Source organism: Pseudomonas sp. YuFO20 (genome assembly GCF_035064975.1).
Lineage (GTDB): Bacteria > Pseudomonadota > Gammaproteobacteria > Pseudomonadales > Pseudomonadaceae > Aquipseudomonas > Aquipseudomonas putida_AE.
In genome coordinates, this window is sequence record NZ_JAXDEO010000032.1 from 40,476 (window position 1) to 61,274 (window position 20,799).

Sequence of the window (20,799 nt, forward strand, 5' to 3'; positions counted from 1 at the left end):
CCCTCATCCGATGTTCGACAGTTTCAACAGGTGACGCAGGTCGTTGAGCAGGTCCTTGCCTTTGACTGACGGGTCGTAGCGCAGCACCAGATTGCCGTGGGGGTCGATGATCCACAGCTGTGGCACCGCCTTGCCACCGGTGGTTTTGTTGAAGGTGTTCACGTCCAGCGGATAGCGCTGCAGTTGAGGATACTCCCGCGTCAACTTGGCGTCGTAATCAGTGCCCAGCGGCTGCGCGACGGCAATGGCATGGCTGGCGCGCCCGGCATCGCGGCCCAGGCCGATCTGGACCTGCCGTGCCAGGTACACCAGTTGCTGACAGTCCACCGCACACTCCTTGGGTGCGGTCACCAGCAACTGCCAGCGTTGTTCATCGGCCTGCACGCCAAGGTTGGCGCGGGTCTGGCCGTTGCCGATCAGTTCGCCGTGGTAACTGCGACCCTCCGGCACCCAGAACTGCAGTTTGTACATGCCGGTGGCGAGGATCATCGGACCGATCACCCCGAGCACAATCAGCAGCAGTTGCAGGCGACCCTTGCGCCGACTCGCCGGCGTTTTGGCCTCAGACATGCTGGGTGGATTCATGGCCGCTCCCATGGTGTTTCTCCTTTGCGTTGTGCCAGCCGAGGTAGAGATAAAGACCGAACAGGGCGATCGCCAGGGCGAACCACTGCACGGCATAAGCGAGGTGTTTTTCCGGGCCCATGGCCACGACTGGCCAATCGGCCTGGTACGTGGCGGGTCCGGTTTCTGCGCGTAATTCGTAGGCGTAGCCTTCGCGGTCCAGGGCTTTCCAGAGAGCGTTCGGATCAATGGCCGTCAGCAGTTTTGGCCAGGTACGGGTATTGGGGTCAGCGTGGAGCTGGAAAGTGGCGCCGGGAGGCACGTAGACCCAGGCGTCGAGACTCAAGAGGGTGTCGGGCGTCGTGAATTGTGGCGGTGTACGGCGGTCCGGCCACGGCAGCCAGCCGCGGTTGACCAGCAGCCACAGCCCGGTGGCTTGATCGTGAAACGGTTGCAACAATTCAACCCCGACCTTGCCATCGCGCTGGCGGTTATCCAGCAACAGGCTGTGGCCGGCGTCGAACTGGCCGTGCAGGTGAACCCGGCGGAAGGCCGGATCTGCGGTGTGTTGCAGCTCGGTGCTGGCCATCGGTTCGGCGGCCCGGCGCTCGGTGTAGCTTTGCAGCAGCGCGCTTTTCTCCGCGCCCCGACTCAATTGCCAGAACCCGAGCGACACCAGCAGTGGCAGCAACAGCGCCACCACCAGTGTCGGAATGATGCCCGGCCGAAAGCGCTTCATGGCCTGGCCAGAAAGTCGGTCGTCGCGATAGCTATACTCAAGTGCATCGCTTGTCCCCCGGAGTCCCACCATGCTCAAAACAGCCATCGTCCTGATGCTGATTGCCACGGTTGTCAGCCTGTTCAGCGGCCTGTTTTTTCTGGTCAAGGACGACAGCAGTTCGAACCGCCTCGTCATTGCCTTGAGTGTTCGTGTCGCGCTGGCCGCCATTACCGTCGGCTTGATCGCCTGGGGTTTTTTCAGCGGCCAGCTGGTTTCCCATGCCCCTTGGTAGGGCGCGCAAAGCGCGAGCTTCAAGCTTCAAGCTTCTAGCTCGTAGCTCGTAGCTTGCAGCTGCTCTTAAAGCACATAGACGAAAACGAACAGCCCGATCCACACCACATCCACGAAGTGCCAGTACCAACTCGCAGCCTCGAAGGCAAACTGGTGCTCGTTGTCGAAGTGTCCACGCATGACCCGCATCAGCATCACGAACAGGATGATGGTGCCGATCGTCACATGCGCGCCGTGAAACCCCGTGAGCATGAAGAACGTGGCGCCGTAGATGCCTGAACCCAGGGTCAGGCCCAGTTCATGGTAGGCATGGATGTACTCTTCGGCCTGGAAGCCGAGGAAGGCACAACCCAGCAGCACGGTGAGCGCCAGCCAGATTTTCAGCGCGCCGCGATGGCCCTTTTTCAAGGCATGGTGGGCGATGGTCACGGTCACGCTGGAACTCACCAGCAAAACCGTGTTGAGCAGCGGCAGGCCCCAGGGGCTGATGACTTCCTTGGGCGGCGGAAAGAGTTTGGAATCCGGGTTATTCAGCAGCGGCCAGGTGAACTGGAAATTCGGCCAGAGCATATGAGCCAGGCCTTTGGCGCCTTCACCGCCGAGTGCCGGGCCGGACACATGGCGCACATAAAACAGAGCGCCGAAAAAAGCGATGAAGAACATCACCTCCGAGAAAATGAACCAGCTCATGCCCCAGCGGAACGAGCGATCCATCTGCGCGCTGTACAAGCCGCTGCGACTTTCCTTGATCACCGTACCGAACCAGCCAAAGAGCATGTAGGCCAGCAGCAGGCCGCCAACGAAAAAGATCAGCGGCCCGTGGGATTCCGGCCGCGCCGCTTTCAGATCGTTGAACCAGGTGGCCAGGCCGAGCACTGTGACGAACATCCCGACCGTGGCGATGATCGGCCATTTGCTCTGGGCCGGAACGTAATAATGTTCATGAGTTGCCATTTATTGTTCTCCTTATCGGGCACGCTCAACCGCCAGTATTGACTGCGACCGGTGGATGTCGGGCGGTGATATCGAACAGCGTGTAGGACAGCGTCAGGTGCTTCACATCCTTGGGCATGTCACGGTCAACGATGAAACGTACCGGCATCTCGATCCGTTGACCGGGCTGCAGCACTTGTTGGGTAAAGCAGAAGCATTCGGTCTTGTGGAAGTACGCCGCTGCCGCGCTGGGCGCGATGCTCGGAACCGCCTGGGCGCTCATCGGCTTGTCGGTGGGGTTGTGCGCGATGAAGATCATCTCGTTCACCGCCCCGGGGTTGGCCGTCAATTCATCGTGCTTGGGATAGAAATCCCAGGACATGTCGGCGGAATTGGTCGACAGGAACTGCACGCGAACCTGCCGCGAGGTATCGACCGTCTGTTCGCCCTCATACTGCCCGGCGGTCTTGCCATTGATGCCGAATGCCTTGCACATCACGTCGTAGATCGGCACCAGGGCAAAGCCGAAGACAAACATCGCTACCACCACGAGCAATAGGCGAGTGACGAGCTTCTTCATCGAAATTGAATCAGCCATGATTCCAAACCTCAACACAAACCAATGTGGGAGCGGGCTTGCTCGCGAAGCAGGCACTGCGGTTCAACAGGCAAACCGCGTTATCGTTCTTCGCGAGCAAGCCCGCTCCCACAAAGGGCAAGGTGTTCATTTCACTTCCGGCGGCGTGGTGAAGGTGTGATACGGCGCCGGCGACGGGATGCTCCATTCCAGACCCTCAGCCCCATCCCACGGTTTGGCCGGTGCTGGCGGGCCGCCGCGGATGGTCTTGATCACTATGAACAGGAAGAAAATCTGCGTGGCGCCGAACATGAAGGCGCCGATCGACGACACCATGTTGAAGTCGGCGAATTGCAGGTTGTAGTCCGGAATCCGCCGCGGCATGCCTGCCAACCCTACGAAGTGCATCGGGAAGAAGGCCATGTTCATGCCGATGAACGACAGCCAGAAATGCAGCTTGCCGAGGGTTTCGTCGTACATGTGACCGGTCCATTTCGGCATCCAGTAGTAGGCCGAGGCGAAGATCCCGAAGATGGCGCCGGGCACCAGTACGTAGTGGAAGTGTGCGACCACGAAGTAGGTGTCCTGGTACTGGAAATCCGCGGGTGCGATGGCCAGCATCAGCCCCGAGAAACCGCCGATGGAGAACAGGATCACGAACGCCACGGCAAACAGCATGGGCGTTTCGAAGGTCAGCGAGCCTTGCCACATGGTACTGGCCCAGTTGAACACCTTGACCCCGGTGGGCACCGCGATCAGCAAGGTGGCGTACATGAAGAACAGCTCGCCCACCAGTGGAATGCCGACCACGAACATGTGGTGCGCCCAGACGATGAACGACAGGAACGCGATACTCGCCGTGGCGTAGACCATCGAGGTGTAGCCGAACAATGGCTTGCGCGAAAAGGCCGGAATGATCGAGCTGACGGCACCGAAGGCCGGCAGGATCATGATGTACACCTCGGGGTGGCCGAAGAACCAGAACACGTGCTGGAACAGCACGGGGTCACCGCCGCCAGCGGCACTGAAAAAACTGGTGCCGAAGTGAATGTCCATCAGCATCATCGTCACGCATCCGGCCAGTACCGGCATCACCGCGATCAGCAGGAACGCGGTGATCAGCCAGGTCCAGACGAACAGCGGCATTTTCATCAGCGTCATGCCGGGGGCGCGCAGATTGAGAATGGTCGCGATAACGTTGATCGCCCCCATGATCGAACTGATCCCCATCAAGTGGATGGCGAAGATGAAGAACGTCACGCTTTCCGGTGCGTAGGTCGTCGACAGTGGCGCGTAGAACGTCCAGCCGAAGTTGGGTCCGCCACCCGGGGTGAACAGGGTCGAAACCAGCAGGATGAATGCCGCCGGCAACAGCCAGAAGCTGAAGTTGTTCATCCGTGGCAACGCCATGTCGGGTGCGCCGATCATCAGCGGGACCATCCAGTTGGCGAGGCCGACAAAGGCCGGCATCACCGCACCGAAGACCATCACCAGGCCGTGCATGGTGGTCATCTGGTTGAAGAATTCCGGCTGGACGATCTGCAGCCCTGGCTGGAACAGTTCGGCGCGGATCACCATCGCGAACGAGCCGCCCAGCAGGAACATGGAGAACGCAAACCACAGGTACAGCGTACCGATGTCCTTGTGGTTGGTGGTCAGCACCCAGCGCATCAGGCCTTTGGCAGGGCCGTGGGCGTGGTCGTGGGCCGCGCCGGTATGAACATGGTCATCGACTACAACAGTCATGTCCTGTCTCCTGCAAACAGATGAGCTGGGCAGGCCGGGGCGCGATGCCCCGACCGATTCCTTGGGTGCGCAATAGACCGGGTCATTTGCTTTCCGCCTGTTTCAGCTCCAGCACTTCTTTAGGGGTGACCATGTCGCCCTTATTGTTGCCCCAGGCGTTACGCTCGTAGGTCACGACCGCTGCGATATCGACTTCCGACAGTTGCTTGCCGAACGCCGCCATGGCGGTACCAGGCTTGCCGTGGAAGACAATGCTCAGGTGATCCTTGATGGGTCCGGTGGCGATTTTCGAGCCCTTGAGTGCCGGGAACATCGGCGGCAGCCCTTGACCCTCGGCCTGGTGACAGGCCACGCAGGCGGTGTGATAGACCTTGTCGCCGCGCTCCTTGAGCTCGTCGAGGGTCCATTCCTTGCTGGTCAGCTCCTTGAGTTGTGCGGCTTCAGCCTTGCGCTCGCCCAGCCATTTTTCGTAGTCGGCCTTTTCCTTGACCTCGACCACGATCGGCATGAACCCGTGGTCCTTGCCGCACAGCTCGGCGCATTGACCGCGGTAGATGCCGGGTTTTTCGACACGGGTCCAGGCTTCATTGACGAACCCCGGGATCGCATCGCGCTTGACCGCGAAGGCCGGCACCCACCAGGAGTGGATCACGTCGGCGGAGGTCACCAGGAAGCGCACCTTGGCGCCGATCGGCAGCACCAGGGGCTTGTCGACCTCGAGCAGGTAGTGCTCGGTCTTGGCTTCCTTGTTGTGGATCTGATCGGCGGGAGTGGCCAGGTTGCTGAAGAACTCGACGTCCTGGCCGAGGTATTTGTAGTGCCATTTCCACTGATAGCCGGTGACCTGGATATCGATATCCGGCTCACTGGCGTCGTACATCTTGATCAGGGTGGCGGTCGCCGGAACCGCCATGGCCACCAGGATCACGAAGGGCACGATGGTCCAGAGGATTTCGACGGTGGTACTTTCATGAAATTTTGCCGCCACCTGCCCGGTTGAGCGGCGATGGAGGATCATCGACCAGAACATGGCGCCAAAGACGATGATGCCGATCACTACACAGATCCAGAAAATGGTCATGTGCAGGTCAAACACAGCGTGACTGATTTCAGTCGCTCCAGGCGCCATATTCACAGTCCAGGCCGCTTGCGCCTGACTGAAAATCGACCACAACAGGAGGCCCATCCAGACATGTGGATGTCGCATCATTGCGGGTTCCCCTTATCGTTCTTGTTATCCCGCCGGCTTTCACCTGCGGCAAGGGAGCGGCTGCATCAGACTACGAACTTGAATCGCCGGGCCTTGCTGCAGTGCAGTCGGGCGTCATCAGCTAACTCCATTCCAACCCGAGTATAGACAGCGACTCCCACCTCGCAATGTGCTGGCGTAAATCAACTGAAACAGCATTAACTTGCGTTGCAGGGCACGAATGGAGAAGGATGCAGACGAGTGGTGGCAAACCGATATAACGGAGGCGTCTCAAGGATGAAATAATTATGACAAATGCGTCTTAGCATTTTTCGTAAGCCAGCTAAGTTATGTCTTCCCTATTTCATTGCCTTTGTTTCCTGGAGTTTTCATGAACACCGCCGCATTGCGCGAGCAGATCCAACAAGCCCAACAACACGAAACCGAGACCGGCCTGCTGACGCGTCAACTTGAAACCAAGCTGCCTCATTTGCACCCGGCTATCCAATTGCCGGAAGCGGACGCCAACGGCGTGCTGACGCGTTTTGTCGCCGCTTACATCGACGAAGTTCCGGATCTGCTGGATGCAGCCAATGAAGTTGCCAGGGAAGCGGGCATCGAGTCACAGATCAAACCGGTGCTGAAAATCGCCGAGCAGTACTTCCTCCAGCCGCCAGCGATCATGGCAGGGCACGTCGGGCTCGACAGCCTGCTGGACGAAGCCTATCTGGCACACCGGTTCGTCGAAGAGGTCAACGACCTGTACATCAAGCATCTTGGCCAGCCACTGATCCCCTTGGACATGACTGTCGCCAACCTGATTGCTCATCAATTGATCGGTGAGGAATTTGCCAACCAACTTGATGAAGCTGTGCATCACGCCATCGACGAGATGCTTAACGAAGAGAGCTTTGCGCTGGAGTCGGTGGAGGCCTACCGCGAGAAACTCAGCAGTCCGGACACCGGCGCTGCCTGGAAGCGCTGGCCGTGCATGTCCCGTCGCCTGGGCGTGGGCCTGGAGCTGGATCAGCCCGTCGCCTGACTCCATCCCCTGCAGGAGCCGGCTTGCTGGCGATCCAGACGACACGGTCTGCCTGACACACCGCGTCGCCTGGATCGCCAGCAAACCGGCTCCTGCAAGTTTCAGGTGGTGGAGCCTACGCCGGTGTTGGTCCGCACCCGCCCCTCCAACCTGCGTTTCAACCCCCGCGCCTCAATCAGCAGCCTTGACCCTTTGGCCGCATTCGCCCGACCCCATTCTTCCAGCAACTCCAGGCACGAGTGATCGATGTAGCTCAAGTTATTGAGCGGCACATGCACCGTCGCCCCCGCTGGAATGCTGCCCAGTACTCGGGTCAGCGCCGGCACCTTGAGAAAGGTCGCCGCACCTACCAGGCGCAGTTCCATTTCGCCGTCCTGCGCCAGGTCGATCAGGCTTATTTTCAGCCGAGAAGCTTTCAGCGCCAGTTTCACCAGGGTCAAGCCGAAGCCGATCAGCACGCCTGTCAACAGGTCAGTGAAGATGATCGCCAGCGCTGTCGCGGCATATGTGAACATCGGCATGCGACCATAGCGACCCAAACCGCGAAATGCCTTGAGATCGACCAGCTTGAAACCCGTGTACACCAACACACCGGCCAGGCTCGCTACCGGAATGCTTTGCAGCACGCTCGACAGCAACATCACGAACGCCAGGAGCCACAATCCGTGGAAAATCGTCGAGTAGCGCGTGGTGGCACCGGCCTGGACGTTGGCCGAACTGCGGACGATCACCCCGGTCATCGGCAACGCGCCGAGCAATCCGCAAAGCATGTTGCCGACGCCCTGGGCAGACAGTTCGCGATCGAAGTCCGAACGTTGGCCGCTGTGCATGCGGTCGACCGCGGCGGCGGACAGCAGGGTTTCGGCGCTGGCGATGAAGGCTACCGCGAACGCCGCGATCAGCAGCGTGGGGTCCGCCAGGTTCAGCAAGTCCGCAGGTTTCAGCCAGCCAATGGCTTCGGCCAGGTTGGCCGGCACTTCCACCCGTTTGACTTGCAGCGCCAGTACCAGGCTGGCGACGGTGGCAATCCCGACTCCTAGCAGTGCGCCGGGCACGAAGCGCAGGGAATGGGGGCGCAGCTTTTCCCACAGCCACATCACCGCGATCGTTCCCAGCCCGAGCAAACCGGCCTGCCAGCCAAAGGAGGGCAACGCCTGGGACACGGCGGCGGGGAAGGCTGCCAGGTTATCCAGCCCCGAGGGCTTGGGCGTGGCGTCCAGCATCACGTGTATCTGTGACAGGACGATCAACACCCCGATCCCGGCGAGCATGCCGTAGACCACGGCGGGTGCTGTCACGCGAAACCAGCACCCCAGTTTCAGCCGACCGGCGACCAGTTGCAGAAAGCCCGCCAACAGCAGGATCGGCCCGAGCATGGCCACACCATGCTGGCGAACCAGTTCGAACACCAGCACCGCCAGGCCTGCCGCCGGGCCGCTGACTTGCAACGGCGAGCCGGCCAGCCAGCCGACCACCAGTCCACCGATGATCCCGGTGATCAGGCCTTTGGCCGGTGGCAGTCCCGAAGCGATGGCGATGCCCATGCACAGGGGCAGGGCGACCAGAAACACAACCACCGAAGCCAATAGCTCCCGTGGCAGCACAGCTTTAAGTTGCGCAGCACGCATGATGATTCTCCCGAAGATTTCTTCAGGCATGGCGAAGCCAGGCTGCCTGATCGGCAGCCTCGACTGAACCACACGGGTATTTAGGAGGATTTAGAAGCGCGCTTTGGGCGTCGCGACCGGAATAGGCAGGCTGCCATTGAGCGGCAGGAAACAACCCTTGTCGGCGTCGTAGGCTTTTATTTCGCTGGTTTCGATGTTGTAGACCCAACCGTGGATGAACAACTGACCATTGGCCATGCGTGAAGCCACCGAGGGGTGCGTGCGCAAGTGTTGCAACTGGGCGATCACATTTTCCTCGGTGAGGATGTGCATGCTTTCGTTTTCATCGGCGCAGTTGCAGTTTTCCTGGACCATGGTCTTGGCCACTTCGGCATGCCGCAGCCAGGCTTTGACCGTGGGCATCTTTTCCAGGCTCTGCGGGTTGAGTACCGCGCGCATGGCGCCGCAATCGGAGTGCCCGCAAATGATGATGTGGTGCACTCCCAGGGCCAGCACGGCGTACTCGATGGCCGTGGAAACGCCGCCGTTCATTTGCCCGTAAGGTGGCACGACGTTGCCGACGTTGCGGGTCACGAACAGGTCGCCGGGGGCGCTGTGGGTAATTAGTTCGGGAACGATGCGCGAATCGGCGCACGCAATGAACATGGCGCGCGGGCGCTGGGCCGTGGCGAGTTTCTTGAAGAGTTCTTCCTGTTGCGGAAAGATCTCATGATGAAAATGCAAAAAGCCGTCAACGATATGCTGCAGCGCTGCATCGGCGGTTTCCGCCTCGGGTTGGGCAGAAGCCGACGCAGCCAACGGCTGTTTATCCTTGTCACTCATGATTCATCCTCTTTGGCGGAGTCAGGGATAATCCCGTTTTGTCCGGTGTGAAGCCAGTGGCTGTTTAAAAAACATCCAGGTCGTGAAGCTCGACCCGTCAGTCACTCGATGAACAAGGTAGCCCTCGAATCTTAACTCAAACTGAAAAAACCGCTCTAGAACCTGTGTTCCAGGTCACAAAAAACGTGACTGGCCCATGATGTGCGCGTGTTCCCAGTAATCAACCATAGGCCAATTGTCCTCAAATCAGCGACATTTGGCGACCGGGCGGACAAAAGGCTTCGCAGTCCAGGTTGAAACCCTCCCGATGGTTGAGCCCCAGGCGCTTGATGGCCTTGGCAAAACGTTGGGCCAACAGATCGGCAAAGGGACCTTCACCGCGCATGCGGGCGCCGAAGCGACTGTCGTATAGCTCGCCGCCTCGGGTCTGGCGAATCAGGCTCAGGACATGCGCCGCCCGTTGCGGATAGTGGGCAGCCAGCCATTCTTCGAACAGCGGCGCGACTTCCAGGGGCAGGCGCAACATCATGTAGGCGGCGCTCTGTGCCCCGGCCGCATGGGCCTCTGTGAGCAGGTTTTCGATTTCGCTGTCGTTGATCATCGGAATCATCGGTGAACACAGCACGCCCACCGGAACCCCGGCTTCGCGCAACACCCGGATTGCCCGCAGCCGGGCCTTGGGCGCCGCAGCACGGGGTTCGAGGATGCGTTTGAGTTCGTCGTCCAGCGTGGTCAGGCTGATCATCACCGCCACCAGCCGTTGTCGGGCCAGTTCGGCCAGCAGGTCCAGGTCGCGCAGAATCAACGAGCCTTTGGTCACGATTGTCACCGGATGACGGTAGCGCAGCAGCACTTCGAGGGTTTGGCGGGTGATCTTGTACTCACGCTCGATGGGCTGGTAAGGGTCGGTGTTGGACCCCAGGTTGATGGGGGCACACTGGTAGCCACGCCTGGAAAGCTGTTCCTCCAGTATGTCCGCAGCATTGGTCTTGGCGATCAGCTTCGTCTCGAAATCCAGGCCTGGCGACATGTCCCAATAGGCGTGGCTGGGTCGCGCATAACAGTAGATGCACCCGTGCTCGCAGCCGCGATAAGGGTTGATCGATCGGTCGAAGGGCAGGTCTGGTGAGTTGTTGCGGGTGATGATGGTTTTCGCAGTCTCGATGGACACCTCGGTGCCTTGGGTCATCGGCGCTTCCTCAAACCAGCCGTCGTCCTCGGCCACCGAACGATGGGGGGCGAAGCGATTGTGCGGGTTGGTCGCGGTGCCGCGACCGCGAGGGGGCAAGGGCGTGTTCATGGGGATAGCTCGCATGCTGTATGTCTATACAGTATACGGCGAAGGCTTGAGTGACCAGTGCCGTTTGGCAGCTTCTCCCACGGCATTGCGCCGTGGGAGAAGGCGCTTTCTACTCAGTGCTGTTCGTCAGGCTTTTTCTTCAGTTTCGGATTCGGAAAAAACTGCACCGCCTGAACCTTGGTGTCCGCAGGCTTGAGCGCGGATGTGTTGACCCGAGTGCCCAGTTCCTTGGGAACGGACAGACCTTGTTCATTCAGCGTATCGGAATAACCGCAGGCCACGCACTCGCGATGCGGTACATCGTCTTCACTCCACATCATCAATTTGTCCGGCTCGCTGCAGGCCGGGCAGACCGCGCCGGCGATAAAGCGTCGTTTGGTAATCACGGGACCCTCACTCATGCTGCCGCGCCCTCACTCAGGCCGCTGTGGCGCAAGAGTGCGTCAATCGAAGGCTCACGACCACGGAAGTCGACGAACAGCACCATTGGCTCCTGGGAACCGCCGCGCGCCAGGATGGCTTCACGGAACGCCCGGCCGGTATCGGCATTGAGCACACCTTCTTCCTCGAATTTCGAGAACGCATCGGCCGAGAGCACTTCAGCCCATTTGTAGCTGTAGTAGCCCGCCGCGTAACCGCCGGCGAAAATGTGCGCGAAGCTGTTAGGGAAACGGTTGTAGGCCGGAGGGCGCATCACCGAGACCTCGTCGCGCACGCCTTCAAGCACTTGCAGCACGCTGCGACCGTCACCGTGGGTGGCGTGCAGTTCGAAGTCGAACAGCGAGAATTCCAGTTGGCGAACCATCATCAGGCCGGACTGGAAGTTTTTCGCCGCGAGCATTTTCTGCAGCAGATCCTGGGGCAGTGGTTCGCCGGTTTCATAGTGACCGGAGATCAACGCCAGCCCCTCGGGCTCCCAGCACCAGTTTTCCATGAATTGGCTTGGCAACTCGACCGCATCCCAGGCCACGCCGTTGATGCCGGACACGCCGGCATGTTCGACGCGGGTCAGCAGGTGATGCAGGCCATGACCGAACTCGTGGAACAGGGTGGTGACTTCATCGTGGGTCAGCAGGGCAGGCTTGCCGCTGTCGGCCGGCGTGAAGTTGCACACCAGGTTGGCCACCGGGCTCTGCAGTACGCCCTCGGCGGTGCGACGACGATCACGGGCACCGTCCATCCAGGCACCACCGCGTTTGTTGGCGCGGGCGTACAGGTCGAAGAAGAAACGGCCGACGTGCTGGCCGTTTTCCTTGATTTCGAACAGGCGGACATCCGGGTGCCAGGTATCAAAGCCTTTTTGCTCGGCGATCTCGATGCCGTACAGACGCTGAACGATGGCGAACAGCCCACTGAGCACCTTGTCGATCGGGAAGTAGGCGCGCAGGGCTTCCTGGGCAACGCTGTAACGCTGCTCGCGAAGTTTTTCGCCATAGAAGCCGCTGTCCCAGCTTTGCAGGTCCGGGCAGCCCTGTTCGGCGGCGTAAGCCTTGAGTTGTTCCAGGTCTTGGGCGGCGAACGGTTTGCTGCGCTTGGCCAGGTCGCGCAGGAAACTCAGTACCTGATCGCTGGATTCAGCCATTTTGGTGGCCAGGCTCAGTTCCGAGAAACTGGCGAAACCCAGGAGTTTTGCCAGTTCCTGACGCAGGTCGAGGATTTCCTGCATGACCGGGCCGTTATCATTCTGGCCGGCATTCGGGCCCTGGTCCGACGCGCGGGTGCAGTAGGCGGCGTAGACTTCCTCGCGCAGGGCGCGGTCGTGGGCGTAGGTCATCACCGCGTAGTAGCTCGGGAATTCCAGGGTGATCAGCCAGCCATCGAGGTCCTTGGCTTGCGCGGCGGCGGCCATTTGCGCCTTGGCCGAATCGGTCAGGCCGGCGAGGGTGGACTCGTCGGTGATGTGCTTGGTCCAGGCCTGGGTAGCATCCAGCAGCTGGTTGGAGAAGCGGCTGCCCAGCTCCGACAGTTTGCTTTGCACTTGGGCGTAACGCTTCTGCTCAGCTTCCGGCAGGTCGATACCCGATAGACGGAAATCGCGCAGGGCGTGTTCCAGGATAGTTTTCTGCGCTACGTCGAAACCGCCTGCTTCCGGGCTGTTGGCCAGGGCCTCATAGGCCTGGAACAGTTCACGGTTCTGGCCCATTTCGGTGGAGTAGGCGCTCAACGCCGGCAGGCAAGCCTCGTAGGCTTCGCGCAGTTCGGCGCTGTTGCACACGGCATTCAAGTGGCTGACCGGACTCCAGGCCGCACCCAGGCGGTCGTTGAGCTCGTCCATTGCCAGCACCAGCCCGGCCCAGGTCGGTTGTTTGCCCTGGGTCTTGAGGATCTCGATAATGGCGGCGCGGTTGTCAGCCAGGATCTGTTCAATGGCCGGCTGCACGTGCTCGGCACGGATCGCGGAGAACGGCGGCAGGTCGTAGGACTGCAAAAGAGGGTTGTTCACGCTCACGGTTGGCACCTTGGCTGGAAGAAACATGCAGCCATCTTAATTACAATCGACGCTCACCGCAGCTATCAGCAACAGAGAGAAATCCTATCGTGAACCTTCGCAAGTACCAGAATCACACGCCATTGCTCGGCAAGGGCGCTTTTGTCGACGGCTCGGCGGTGGTGATCGGCGATGTCGAGATCGGTGAAGACAGCTCCGTTTGGCCCCTTACGGTGATCCGCGGCGACATGCACCGCATCCGCATCGGTGCTCGCACCAGCGTGCAGGATGGCTGCGTACTGCACATCACCCATGCCGGGCCGTTCAACCCCGACGGTTTCCCGTTGTTGATCGGCGATGACGTGACCATCGCCCACAAAGTCATGCTGCATGGCTGCACCGTGGGCAGCCGGGTGCTGATCGGCATGGGCAGCATCGTCATGGACGGTGCGGTGGTCGCCGACGATGTCATCATCGGTGCCGGCAGCCTGGTACCTCCGGGTAAACGCCTGGACAGCGGTTTCCTGTATGTGGGCAGCCCGGTGAAACAGATCCGCCCGCTGACCGATAAGGAACAAGCCTTTTTCACCTACAGCGCGGCGAACTACGTGAAGCTCAAGGACCTGCATCTGGCCGAAGGCTACGACCGGATCTGAAACGTCTCGCTATTGCCCAGGAATTTTCATGCATTACCAAACCGTACTGTTCGACCTTGATGGCACCCTGACCGACCCGCGCGAAGGCATTACCCGTTCGATTCAGTTTGCCCTGGGCAAGCTGGGCATCGATGAGCCCGACCTGAGCAAGCTCGAGCACTTTATCGGTCCGCCCTTGTTACAGGCCTTCATGCAGTTCTATGACTTCGACGAGGCCAGGGCCTGGGAGGCGGTGAACTTCTATCGTGAACGCTTCAAGGTCACCGGGCTGTACGAAAATCGCGTATTCGACGGGGTCACGCCGTTGTTGGAAATGCTTGGCGGGCAAGGGCGACAGCTGTACATCGCGACCTCCAAGCCCTGGGTTTTCGCCCGGGAAATCGCCCGGCATTTCGACTTTGCCAGACACTTCAAGGTGATCTACGGCAGCGAACTGGACGGCACCCGTACTAACAAGGTCGAACTGATTGCCCATCTGGTGGCCGAAGAGGGCCTCGACCCGGCCCAGACCCTGATGATCGGCGATCGCAAGCATGACCTGATCGGTGCGCGCAGCAATGGGCTGGATGTGGCGGCTGTTGGGTATGGGTTTGGCAGTCGGGAAGAGTTAAGCGCAGAAGCGCCGACCTATCATTTTGAAACGCTGGATGAGATGCATCAGGCGTTTTTGCAGCGTTGATCAGAACGCCTTCGCGGGCAAGCCCGCTCCCACAGGGTATTGCGTCGTCGACACAAATCACTGTGGGAGCGGGCTTGCCCGCGAAGAGGACCTCACTGCCACCGAAGATTCAGGATCCAGCCAACTCCTTCAACGCCGTCTTGCGCTCAACAACCGGCAACACACCCAACTTCTCGACCTGCGCATAAAACCTCACCCAATCCCCGCCCTCTTGCCTGAACAGCGCCGCAAACGCCGGCACCCACTGGTCATACAGGCCAAACGGCAGCAACCGCGCATTGTTCATCGGCGCATTGATCCACGCGTCATAACGTTTGTCCCCGGCCCATTGGCTGTCACGCAGCTGTCGGTATTCGCTGCGCAGGCGCTCGAATTCCGCCGCTTTTCGCTGGCGCATTTGCTCAGGCGGCAGCGGCTGGTTGTAGAGTTTTTCCAGCCGGGTGCGGGTATCCAGCACCAGCGCAATGAACTGCTCCCGTTGTTGCGACAGCAAGCTGCTGTCCGGCGGCAGGCCCCGAAACGCCCGCCATTGGCGGGTGCCTTCCTGCTCGACGAAGGTGGCGAATGACTCGTTGAACTCAGTGTCGTCCTTCACATAAACGCGCTGGTGCGCGAGCTCATGAAAGATCAGCGTGGCCAGGCGTTCATCGCCCCAGCCCATCATGGAGTTCATGATCGGGTCGTTGAACCAGCCCAAGGTCGAATAGGCCTCTACGCCACCGATGGACACGTCCATGCCTTGCAGGCGTTGCACTGCCGCCTCGCCGCGAGCCGCGCCCTGGCTGTAGTAGCCGCGATAGGCTACGCAACCGGCGATGGGGAAGCAGTGGTTTTGCGGTTTCAGGGAAAATTCCGGGGTGACAAACACGTTCCAGACGACATAGGGGCGGCCAATGTCGGCATACAAGCGGTAACTCTGATTGTCCGGCAGGTGCAGTTGCTGGCTGGCGAAGGTCCGGGCCCTTTGTGATTGGGCCAGGTGCGTACGCAATTTCTGATCGCGCTGTGGATCGGCAATTACCCGGGCAACGGGCTCCCGTGCCCGCAGCAGTTGCAGCTGGCCACTCGCCAACTGACTGTAGTAGCTGATGCTGGAACAACCGTTGAGTAACAAAAACAACACACCCGGAAACAAAATGCGTAAAACGCGATCAAGTAACCCATGGCTTCGACGCGGCCTGATCAAAATAAAAAATCCCTGGAGAGTCTGCTCGCAAGACTATCCCGCTTGACTGGAGCTCCGCTATGCGCAAGTTGATGCTGACGGGAGGCCTGCTGACGCTGGCCGGTTGTGCCGGATTCGGATTACCTCACCATGATCCGACGCAAGCCTGGATCGATCTGGAATCCCATCAGGAAGACTCGGCCCTGGTGGCGCTGGAGGTGGACAACAAAGCAGCCACCGACAAGCGCTATTTCGAGGTTCAACCCGGCAGCCATGAGCTGACCGTTCGTTACCAGTTCCCGGTCCAGCCCACCAATATCGGCCCCAATGCGGAACCTCTGTGGCGTGACTGCCAGATGAATGTGAAATTCAGCGACTTCAATGCGGGCGAGCGCTACCAGCTGCAAGCGGGGAATATCGGCTTCCGGCCATGGGCCAAGCTTTATGATCAGCAGCGAAAAGTGATTGGCCAGGGCACACCGGCTGGCTGCCAACGGACCTGATCGGCGCTATTCTGAATATCCCGACATTGGGACATTCATCATGCGCAGGATGATGCTGTTACTCGCCGCAAGTGCAGTGGCCGGCTGTTCGTCGCCGATGCCGGCGGCCAATCCCAATATGGCGTGGGTCGACTTCTCTACGCCATTCCCCAACGATAAATTGCTGATGGGCGAGCGATTGGATAACCAGCGCTTGCGTGACGGACGCTTTTTCCAGGTCACTCCCGGTAGCCATGTGCTCACCGTGCGCTTCGATTTCGAGGTGCCAGGCGGGGGCTCGGACTTGTTCGGCGGCTCCACCGAGCGGCTGTGCTACATGATCATCAAATACGATCATTTCGAAGCCGGTCAGCGATATCTGCTGCAAGCCCGCTCCATGGCGTTCACCCCTGAAGCGCGCCTCTATAACGCCAAGCGCGAGATCGTCGCCGAAGACAGCCAGGTCAATTGTGTGCCGTAGGAGCGGTCAGCGGTCATTCTTCTGGTAGATGATTTTTTTGGAGCCGCCGTCGCACGAGCCTACGACCATGTTCTGATCGTGCACTTCGTCATTGGTCACGATTTCCAGGGTATAGGAGGTCACCCCGCGGGCCTGGATCTTGGCTTCGATTTCGGCCTTGAGTTCTTCACAAGGTTTAGGTGCCGCCAGGGCCGAAGTGGCCAGGGCGCAACAGATAACCGCCAAGGCAAAACGTTTCATGGTTGAAGCTCCTTCAGGCAGCGCGCACAGGTCATGCGTTTTTGCTGCTGTCATTTATTCGACCACAGTTTTGCCCGGCAAATCTTACATAACGCAAAAAAGATCGCAGCCTTCAGCAGCTCCTACAGGGCTGCGATCTTTTGGATTCAACTGACTAAAGTCGCATCCAGGCTGATTTTCGCGTTCAGCACCTTGGATACCGGGCAGCCCTCCTTGGCCTTGTTGCTCAACTCATCGAATTGCGCCTGGCTCGCGCCGGGGATTTTTGCCTTGAGAATCAATTTCACCGCCGTGATTGCAAAACCACCCTCTACCTGATCCAGGGTCACTTCGGCGTTGGTGTCGATGCTGTCGGCCTTGAGGCCGGCGTCGCCGAGAATCATGGAAAACGCCATCGAGAAACAGCCCGCGTGGGCGGCGCCGATCAGCTCTTCCGGGTTGGTGCCCTTGCCGCCTTCAAAGCGGGCCTTGAAGCCATACGGCGCGTCCCTGAGCACACCGGTTTCGGTGGAAATCGAGCCGATGCCGGTTTTCAGATCGCCTTCCCAGTGGGCCGATGCTTTCTTTGTGATAGCCATGCCTGTCTCCTCAAGATCCGGCGCGAAGCGTCGCGCCGTTGTGGTTTCGTTCGCTAGGGTTCTGAGGATAGACCGGGCAGCAAAGTTCAGCGCATCTGATCGCAGCGTCATTTTGTCAGTAAATTTCTCTGTGCTATTGAAACTCGGGTATATGCCCTCATTGCATGAAACACGCTTATGGATTCGGCAGGTTTTCGTTTGTATCAAGAAACCTGCGCCCTCAATTGGAGAAGCAGGTTCATGAAACGACTGTCCGATATCAAGTTTTCGACCCTCGACCTGGTGCCCGTTCGGGAGAACGGCAGCGCCGCGCAATCGTTGCGAAACTCGCTGGACCTGGCGCAACACGTCGAGAAATTCGGCTATAACCGCTTTTGGGTCGCCGAACACCACAACATGGACGGCATTGCCAGTTCCGCGACCTCCGTGCTGCTCGGCTATCTGGCCGGTGGTACCTCGACCATTCGTGTCGGTTCTGGCGGGATAATGCTGCCCAACCATGCGCCACTGGTGATTGCCGAACAATTCGGCACGCTGGAAAGCCTGTATCCGGGGCGCATTGACCTGGGGCTGGGCCGTGCGCCTGGTTCCGACCAGATGACTGCCCGCGCACTGCGCCGCGAGCGCTCCGGCAGTGCCGACGACTTCCCGGAAGACGTGGCCGAACTGGTGCGTTATCTCGGCCCACGCACACCGGACCAGCGCATCATCGCGATGCCGGGCACCGGCACCAATGTTCCGATCTGGCTGCTGGGCTCAAGCCTGTTCAGTGCGCAGCTGGCAGGCGAACGCGGTTTGCCCTATGCCTTCGCCTCGCATTTCGCTCCGCGCTTCATGCATGAGGCTATTCGTGTCTACCGCAATCATTTCAAACCTTCGGCCGTGCTGGACAAGCCTTACGTGATGCTTGGCGTGCCGCTGGTGGCCGCCGACACGGATGAACAGGCCGACTATCTGGCGACCTCGGTATTCCAGCGCATTCTCGCCCTGATGCGTGGCCAGAGCCTGGTGCAACGTCCGCCGGTGAAAACCATGGACGGGCTATGGCTGCCTCATGAGAAGGAAGCCGTCAGTGATTTCCTGGGGCTGGCGATGATCGGCAGCCCGCAAAAAATCCGCGCCAGGCTGGAAGTGCTGATCGAGCAGACTCAAGCCGACGAGCTGATTTTCACCTGCGACCTGTACGAACACGCGGACCGTCTGCATTCCTATGAGCTACTGGCGCAGGTCATGAAGGGCTAAGCAAGCTAACCGCAAAAAGCCGACGCGATGGCGTCGGCTTTTTGCTAGCAATTGGTTGGGGCCACCGTTTGTCGGGGCTATCGCTTGTAGACTATTTCCTTGCTGCCCTTTTCGCAGGTGCCGACGATTTTTCCGCCAGACGCATTGCCTTTATCGACAATTTCCAGCGAATAACCGGAAACGCCCTTGGCATCGAGCTTTGCCGCGATCTCGGCTTTCAATTCTTCGCAGGACTTGCCGCCTTCAGCGAAGGCAGTACCCGCCAGGCTCAACAAGCCTACCGCCAAAATAAACTTCTTCATCGGTCGCATTCTCTGGTCGGATCAAAAAAAGGCATCCAGCCATTGGCCGGAAACGCATCTAGCGCATTGCCATTCCCTATGGCACTCGGCCAGCGCGCAAGTTCAGAAGACTAGACCAACCTCAACTGCTGGCAATCCGGAACCCGACCTTGAGCGTCACCTGGAAGTGCGCAGCCTTGCCGTCCTTGATGTGTCCGCGGGTTTCGGTCACTTCAAACCATTCCAAGTGCTTGATACTTTTGTTGGCCTCGGCCAAGGCGTTGTTGATCGCGTCTTCGATACTGCTGGTGGATGAGCCGACGAGTTCGACTTTCTTATAGGTGTGATGGTCAGTCATGGCGTTCTCCTTAGGGTGTGAATTACAGCCTAGCAGTGATTTTCCGTCTTACTGCCTTCGGTCGGTGCGACATGGATGCTCACATTTACTGCACTTTCTCGAGTCCCTGAAGTCCCAACCAACACACGCCACTCATCAACAATGCAGGAGAGCCACCATGGCCAACAGCTCGTTACGTAAAGCCTCATTGCAAAGCATGGAAGCGGAGATCGAGAGTCTGCTCAAATCCTTGGAAAGCCTGAAGGACGACGCCTCGGACGAGTCGCGTAAAACCCTCAAGGTGTTGAAAGGCAATGCGGAGAACGCTCTGAGGCATTCGCGCCATCTGCTCACCGATGCCTATGAAGAGGTCAAGGTCAAAACCCGTGAGACCGGCATTGCCACTCGGGACTACGCGCAGGAGCACCCTTGGACGACCGCCGGGGTTGCTGTCGGTGCGCTGGGCCTGCTGGCGGCCTACCTGCTGTTTAAGCGCGGGGAATGATCGGTCTGGCGCAGCTCATTCTTGAGCCATTGCGCCAGTTGCCTGGCGCGCCCGTCCGCGGCGCGCTTGGGTAACCACAAGGCCAGGTGAGCGGGGGTTTCACAAAATCCCCATGGGGCAACCAGGCGACCCGCCTTCAAATCCTCGGCCACCAACGGCTCGGGGGCGATAGCCACGCCCAGCCCGGCCACGGCTGCTTCCAGCAAATAATACAGATGTTCGAACCCCTGACCGTACTTCAACGCCTTGGCGTCGAGGTCGCTTTGCTGCGCCCAACTGGGCCAGGCTTGCGGACGCGAAGTGGTGTGCAGCAACGATTCAGTGAGCAGCGCCTGGGCCGGCGCCGTTTGCAGGCGCTCATATCCGGCGAACAGAGGGCTCATGACCGGGCCGATCCGTTCGCTGGCCAGTTCGAAGACCTGCATGTCCGCGGGCCAGGGTGGCTCGGCAAACACCAGCAGGGCGTCCAGCCCCGGGCGACGGGGATCGAGATCGCCTTCACCGGCTGACAGGTGCAGGCGCAGGTCGGGCAGGTCGGCGTTCAGCCGTCCCAGACGCGGTATGAACCAGCGCGCCAGAAGGCTTCCCGAGCAGCCGAGGACGAACGGCGCATCCGCGGTGCTTTGCGTGAGTTCGGCGCACACGCTGCGCAAGCGCTCGAACGCTTCGCCGCTGGCGTCACGCAAACGCATGCCGGCATCTGTGAGTTTCAGGCCGCGCCCATCCTTGATGAACAGACTCACGCCGAGGTGTTGTTCAAGCACTTTCAGCTGCCGGCTGACCGCACCATGGGTGACGTGCAGCTGTTCGGCAGCCTGACTGACGCTGTTCAGGCGGGCCGTGGCTTCGAAGGCGCGCAGGGCGTTCAACGGTGGGAGGTCGTGGCTCATTTGATCTGTGAGTTTTCCTGAC

25 protein-coding genes are annotated in these 20,799 nt (G+C 59.7%); 8 read left to right on the top strand and 17 right to left on the bottom strand.

From position 1 onward, the window contains the following. Nucleotides 1-3 precede the first annotated feature (3 nt). Nucleotides 4-597: a hypothetical protein gene (locus SOP85_RS18720; protein WP_323609113.1), complete on the bottom strand. Its 594-nt coding sequence runs from the start codon at nucleotides 595-597 to the stop codon at nucleotides 4-6. After that, nucleotides 563-1,303, bottom strand: a complete 741-nt coding sequence (locus SOP85_RS18725) for an SURF1 family protein (protein ID WP_323627830.1) — start codon at nucleotides 1,301-1,303, stop codon at nucleotides 563-565. Before SOP85_RS18725 ends, SOP85_RS18720 begins: the two co-directional genes overlap by 35 nt. Before the next feature lie 70 nt (nucleotides 1,304-1,373). On the opposite strand from SOP85_RS18725, the gene SOP85_RS18730 reads away from it, so the two are divergent. Beyond that, nucleotides 1,374-1,577: a twin transmembrane helix small protein gene (locus SOP85_RS18730; protein ID WP_075947087.1), complete on the top strand. Its 204-nt coding sequence runs from the start codon at nucleotides 1,374-1,376 to the stop codon at nucleotides 1,575-1,577. 65 nt (nucleotides 1,578-1,642) lie between these two features. On the opposite strand, the gene SOP85_RS18735 is transcribed toward SOP85_RS18730, so the two are convergent. From SOP85_RS18735 to coxB, 4 genes are all read right to left on the bottom strand, one after another. Beyond that, nucleotides 1,643-2,530, bottom strand: a complete 888-nt coding sequence (locus SOP85_RS18735; protein WP_274073840.1) for a cytochrome c oxidase subunit 3 — start codon at nucleotides 2,528-2,530, stop codon at nucleotides 1,643-1,645. Between the two features lie 25 nt (nucleotides 2,531-2,555). Continuing rightward, entirely contained in the window at nucleotides 2,556-3,107 is a 552-nt protein-coding gene (locus tag SOP85_RS18740; protein WP_034149469.1) for a cytochrome c oxidase assembly protein, read from the bottom strand. 126 nt (nucleotides 3,108-3,233) lie between these two features. Next, the gene (ctaD, locus tag SOP85_RS18745) at nucleotides 3,234-4,832 is read right to left on the bottom strand and encodes a cytochrome c oxidase subunit I (RefSeq protein ID WP_274073841.1); all 1,599 of its coding nucleotides are present in this window, start codon (nucleotides 4,830-4,832) and stop codon (nucleotides 3,234-3,236) included. A gap of 82 nt (nucleotides 4,833-4,914) precedes the next feature. Then, a complete protein-coding gene (gene coxB, locus SOP85_RS18750) occupies nucleotides 4,915-6,042 on the bottom strand; it encodes a cytochrome c oxidase subunit II (RefSeq protein WP_274073842.1) in 1,128 nt (375 codons plus the stop codon). Between the two features lie 370 nt (nucleotides 6,043-6,412). Here coxB and SOP85_RS18755 point away from each other — a divergent pair, with 370 nt between their 5' ends. Further along, on the top strand, nucleotides 6,413-7,063 hold the full coding sequence (locus SOP85_RS18755; RefSeq protein ID WP_274073843.1) for a hypothetical protein: 651 nt from the start codon (nucleotides 6,413-6,415) through the stop codon (nucleotides 7,061-7,063). 101 nt (nucleotides 7,064-7,164) lie between these two features. Here SOP85_RS18755 and SOP85_RS18760 read toward each other — a convergent pair whose 3' ends face one another. From SOP85_RS18760 to prlC, 5 genes are all read right to left on the bottom strand, one after another. Then, nucleotides 7,165-8,691, bottom strand: coding sequence for a SulP family inorganic anion transporter (locus SOP85_RS18760; RefSeq protein WP_323627831.1), 1,527 nt, complete (start codon nucleotides 8,689-8,691; stop codon nucleotides 7,165-7,167). A 90-nt stretch (nucleotides 8,692-8,781) separates the two neighbouring features. Beyond that, nucleotides 8,782-9,513: a carbonic anhydrase gene (locus SOP85_RS18765; protein ID WP_046818688.1), complete on the bottom strand. Its 732-nt coding sequence runs from the start codon at nucleotides 9,511-9,513 to the stop codon at nucleotides 8,782-8,784. A gap of 241 nt (nucleotides 9,514-9,754) precedes the next feature. After that, on the bottom strand, nucleotides 9,755-10,813 hold the full coding sequence (locus tag SOP85_RS18770) for a PA0069 family radical SAM protein (protein ID WP_323627832.1): 1,059 nt from the start codon (nucleotides 10,811-10,813) through the stop codon (nucleotides 9,755-9,757). Between the two features lie 113 nt (nucleotides 10,814-10,926). Beyond that, nucleotides 10,927-11,214 carry a YheV family putative zinc ribbon protein gene (locus tag SOP85_RS18775; RefSeq protein ID WP_046818691.1) on the bottom strand — a complete coding sequence of 96 codons (288 nt, stop codon included), beginning with the start codon at nucleotides 11,212-11,214 and terminating at the stop codon, nucleotides 10,927-10,929. Next, nucleotides 11,211-13,262 (bottom strand): oligopeptidase A, encoded by a 2,052-nt coding sequence (prlC, locus tag SOP85_RS18780; RefSeq protein ID WP_323627833.1) that lies wholly within the window; start codon nucleotides 13,260-13,262, stop codon nucleotides 11,211-11,213. The genes SOP85_RS18775 and prlC overlap by 4 nt, the downstream gene beginning before the upstream one ends. Before the next feature lie 89 nt (nucleotides 13,263-13,351). Here prlC and SOP85_RS18785 point away from each other — a divergent pair, with 89 nt between their 5' ends. Further along, the gene (locus SOP85_RS18785) at nucleotides 13,352-13,897 is read left to right on the top strand and encodes a gamma carbonic anhydrase family protein (protein ID WP_323627834.1); all 546 of its coding nucleotides are present in this window, start codon (nucleotides 13,352-13,354) and stop codon (nucleotides 13,895-13,897) included. 28 nt (nucleotides 13,898-13,925) lie between these two features. Further along, entirely contained in the window at nucleotides 13,926-14,576 is a 651-nt protein-coding gene (locus SOP85_RS18790) for an HAD family hydrolase (protein WP_323609107.1), read from the top strand. Nucleotides 14,577-14,685: 109 nt separating this feature from the next. On the opposite strand, the gene SOP85_RS18795 is transcribed toward SOP85_RS18790, so the two are convergent. Further along, nucleotides 14,686-15,762, bottom strand: coding sequence for an aminopeptidase (locus tag SOP85_RS18795; protein WP_323627836.1), 1,077 nt, complete (start codon nucleotides 15,760-15,762; stop codon nucleotides 14,686-14,688). 59 nt (nucleotides 15,763-15,821) lie between these two features. Between SOP85_RS18795 and SOP85_RS18800 the strand changes: the two genes are divergently transcribed. Together SOP85_RS18800 and SOP85_RS18805 are read left to right on the top strand one after the other, a co-directional pair. Next, nucleotides 15,822-16,244, top strand: coding sequence for a PA0061/PA0062 family lipoprotein (locus tag SOP85_RS18800; RefSeq protein WP_274073850.1), 423 nt, complete (start codon nucleotides 15,822-15,824; stop codon nucleotides 16,242-16,244). A gap of 40 nt (nucleotides 16,245-16,284) precedes the next feature. Continuing rightward, a complete protein-coding gene (locus SOP85_RS18805) occupies nucleotides 16,285-16,704 on the top strand; it encodes a PA0061/PA0062 family lipoprotein (protein ID WP_323609105.1) in 420 nt (139 codons plus the stop codon). Nucleotides 16,705-16,710: 6 nt separating this feature from the next. Here SOP85_RS18805 and SOP85_RS18810 read toward each other — a convergent pair whose 3' ends face one another. Together SOP85_RS18810 and SOP85_RS18815 are read right to left on the bottom strand one after the other, a co-directional pair. Then, entirely contained in the window at nucleotides 16,711-16,944 is a 234-nt protein-coding gene (locus SOP85_RS18810; RefSeq protein WP_323627838.1) for a DUF1161 domain-containing protein, read from the bottom strand. 146 nt (nucleotides 16,945-17,090) lie between these two features. Then, nucleotides 17,091-17,522, bottom strand: a complete 432-nt coding sequence (locus tag SOP85_RS18815; RefSeq protein WP_274073853.1) for an OsmC family protein — start codon at nucleotides 17,520-17,522, stop codon at nucleotides 17,091-17,093. 240 nt (nucleotides 17,523-17,762) lie between these two features. Here SOP85_RS18815 and SOP85_RS18820 point away from each other — a divergent pair, with 240 nt between their 5' ends. Continuing rightward, nucleotides 17,763-18,764 (top strand): LLM class flavin-dependent oxidoreductase, encoded by a 1,002-nt coding sequence (locus SOP85_RS18820; protein WP_274073854.1) that lies wholly within the window; start codon nucleotides 17,763-17,765, stop codon nucleotides 18,762-18,764. A 77-nt stretch (nucleotides 18,765-18,841) separates the two neighbouring features. On the opposite strand, the gene SOP85_RS18825 is transcribed toward SOP85_RS18820, so the two are convergent. Further along, on the bottom strand, nucleotides 18,842-19,066 hold the full coding sequence (locus SOP85_RS18825) for a DUF1161 domain-containing protein (RefSeq protein ID WP_274073855.1): 225 nt from the start codon (nucleotides 19,064-19,066) through the stop codon (nucleotides 18,842-18,844). 121 nt (nucleotides 19,067-19,187) lie between these two features. Beyond that, nucleotides 19,188-19,403 carry a dodecin gene (locus tag SOP85_RS18830; RefSeq protein WP_010465710.1) on the bottom strand — a complete coding sequence of 72 codons (216 nt, stop codon included), beginning with the start codon at nucleotides 19,401-19,403 and terminating at the stop codon, nucleotides 19,188-19,190. Between the two features lie 157 nt (nucleotides 19,404-19,560). Here SOP85_RS18830 and SOP85_RS18835 point away from each other — a divergent pair, with 157 nt between their 5' ends. Further along, the gene (locus SOP85_RS18835; RefSeq protein WP_077185133.1) at nucleotides 19,561-19,887 is read left to right on the top strand and encodes a DUF883 family protein; all 327 of its coding nucleotides are present in this window, start codon (nucleotides 19,561-19,563) and stop codon (nucleotides 19,885-19,887) included. Here SOP85_RS18835 and SOP85_RS18840 read toward each other — a convergent pair. Then, nucleotides 19,860-20,777 (bottom strand): LysR family transcriptional regulator, encoded by a 918-nt coding sequence (locus SOP85_RS18840; RefSeq protein WP_323627839.1) that lies wholly within the window; start codon nucleotides 20,775-20,777, stop codon nucleotides 19,860-19,862. The genes SOP85_RS18835 and SOP85_RS18840 overlap by 28 nt on opposite strands. Nucleotides 20,778-20,799: the final 22 nt, after the last annotated feature.

Coding starts and splice junctions, on each gene's coding strand:
- SOP85_RS18725 (WP_323627830.1), bottom strand. CDS start 1,303: ATGAAGCGCTTTCGGCCGGGCATCATTCCGACACTGGTGGTGGCGCTG.
- SOP85_RS18735 (WP_274073840.1), bottom strand. CDS start 2,530: ATGGCAACTCATGAACATTATTACGTTCCGGCCCAGAGCAAATGGCCG.
- SOP85_RS18765 (WP_046818688.1), bottom strand. CDS start 9,513: ATGAGTGACAAGGATAAACAGCCGTTGGCTGCGTCGGCTTCTGCCCAA.
- ctaD (WP_274073841.1), bottom strand. CDS start 4,832: ATGACTGTTGTAGTCGATGACCATGTTCATACCGGCGCGGCCCACGAC.
- SOP85_RS18815 (WP_274073853.1), bottom strand. CDS start 17,522: ATGGCTATCACAAAGAAAGCATCGGCCCACTGGGAAGGCGATCTGAAA.
- SOP85_RS18755 (WP_274073843.1), top strand. CDS start 6,413: ATGAACACCGCCGCATTGCGCGAGCAGATCCAACAAGCCCAACAACAC.
- SOP85_RS18830 (WP_010465710.1), bottom strand. CDS start 19,403: ATGACTGACCATCACACCTATAAGAAAGTCGAACTCGTCGGCTCATCC.
- SOP85_RS18810 (WP_323627838.1), bottom strand. CDS start 16,944: ATGAAACGTTTTGCCTTGGCGGTTATCTGTTGCGCCCTGGCCACTTCG.
- SOP85_RS18820 (WP_274073854.1), top strand. CDS start 17,763: ATGAAACGACTGTCCGATATCAAGTTTTCGACCCTCGACCTGGTGCCC.
- SOP85_RS18800 (WP_274073850.1), top strand. CDS start 15,822: ATGCGCAAGTTGATGCTGACGGGAGGCCTGCTGACGCTGGCCGGTTGT.
- SOP85_RS18835 (WP_077185133.1), top strand. CDS start 19,561: ATGGCCAACAGCTCGTTACGTAAAGCCTCATTGCAAAGCATGGAAGCG.
- SOP85_RS18775 (WP_046818691.1), bottom strand. CDS start 11,214: ATGAGTGAGGGTCCCGTGATTACCAAACGACGCTTTATCGCCGGCGCG.
- SOP85_RS18825 (WP_274073855.1), bottom strand. CDS start 19,066: ATGAAGAAGTTTATTTTGGCGGTAGGCTTGTTGAGCCTGGCGGGTACT.
- SOP85_RS18730 (WP_075947087.1), top strand. CDS start 1,374: ATGCTCAAAACAGCCATCGTCCTGATGCTGATTGCCACGGTTGTCAGC.
- coxB (WP_274073842.1), bottom strand. CDS start 6,042: ATGATGCGACATCCACATGTCTGGATGGGCCTCCTGTTGTGGTCGATT.
- SOP85_RS18720 (WP_323609113.1), bottom strand. CDS start 597: ATGGGAGCGGCCATGAATCCACCCAGCATGTCTGAGGCCAAAACGCCG.
- SOP85_RS18790 (WP_323609107.1), top strand. CDS start 13,926: ATGCATTACCAAACCGTACTGTTCGACCTTGATGGCACCCTGACCGAC.
- SOP85_RS18805 (WP_323609105.1), top strand. CDS start 16,285: ATGCGCAGGATGATGCTGTTACTCGCCGCAAGTGCAGTGGCCGGCTGT.
- SOP85_RS18770 (WP_323627832.1), bottom strand. CDS start 10,813: ATGAACACGCCCTTGCCCCCTCGCGGTCGCGGCACCGCGACCAACCCG.
- SOP85_RS18740 (WP_034149469.1), bottom strand. CDS start 3,107: ATGGCTGATTCAATTTCGATGAAGAAGCTCGTCACTCGCCTATTGCTC.
- SOP85_RS18760 (WP_323627831.1), bottom strand. CDS start 8,691: ATGCGTGCTGCGCAACTTAAAGCTGTGCTGCCACGGGAGCTATTGGCT.
- SOP85_RS18840 (WP_323627839.1), bottom strand. CDS start 20,777: ATGAGCCACGACCTCCCACCGTTGAACGCCCTGCGCGCCTTCGAAGCC.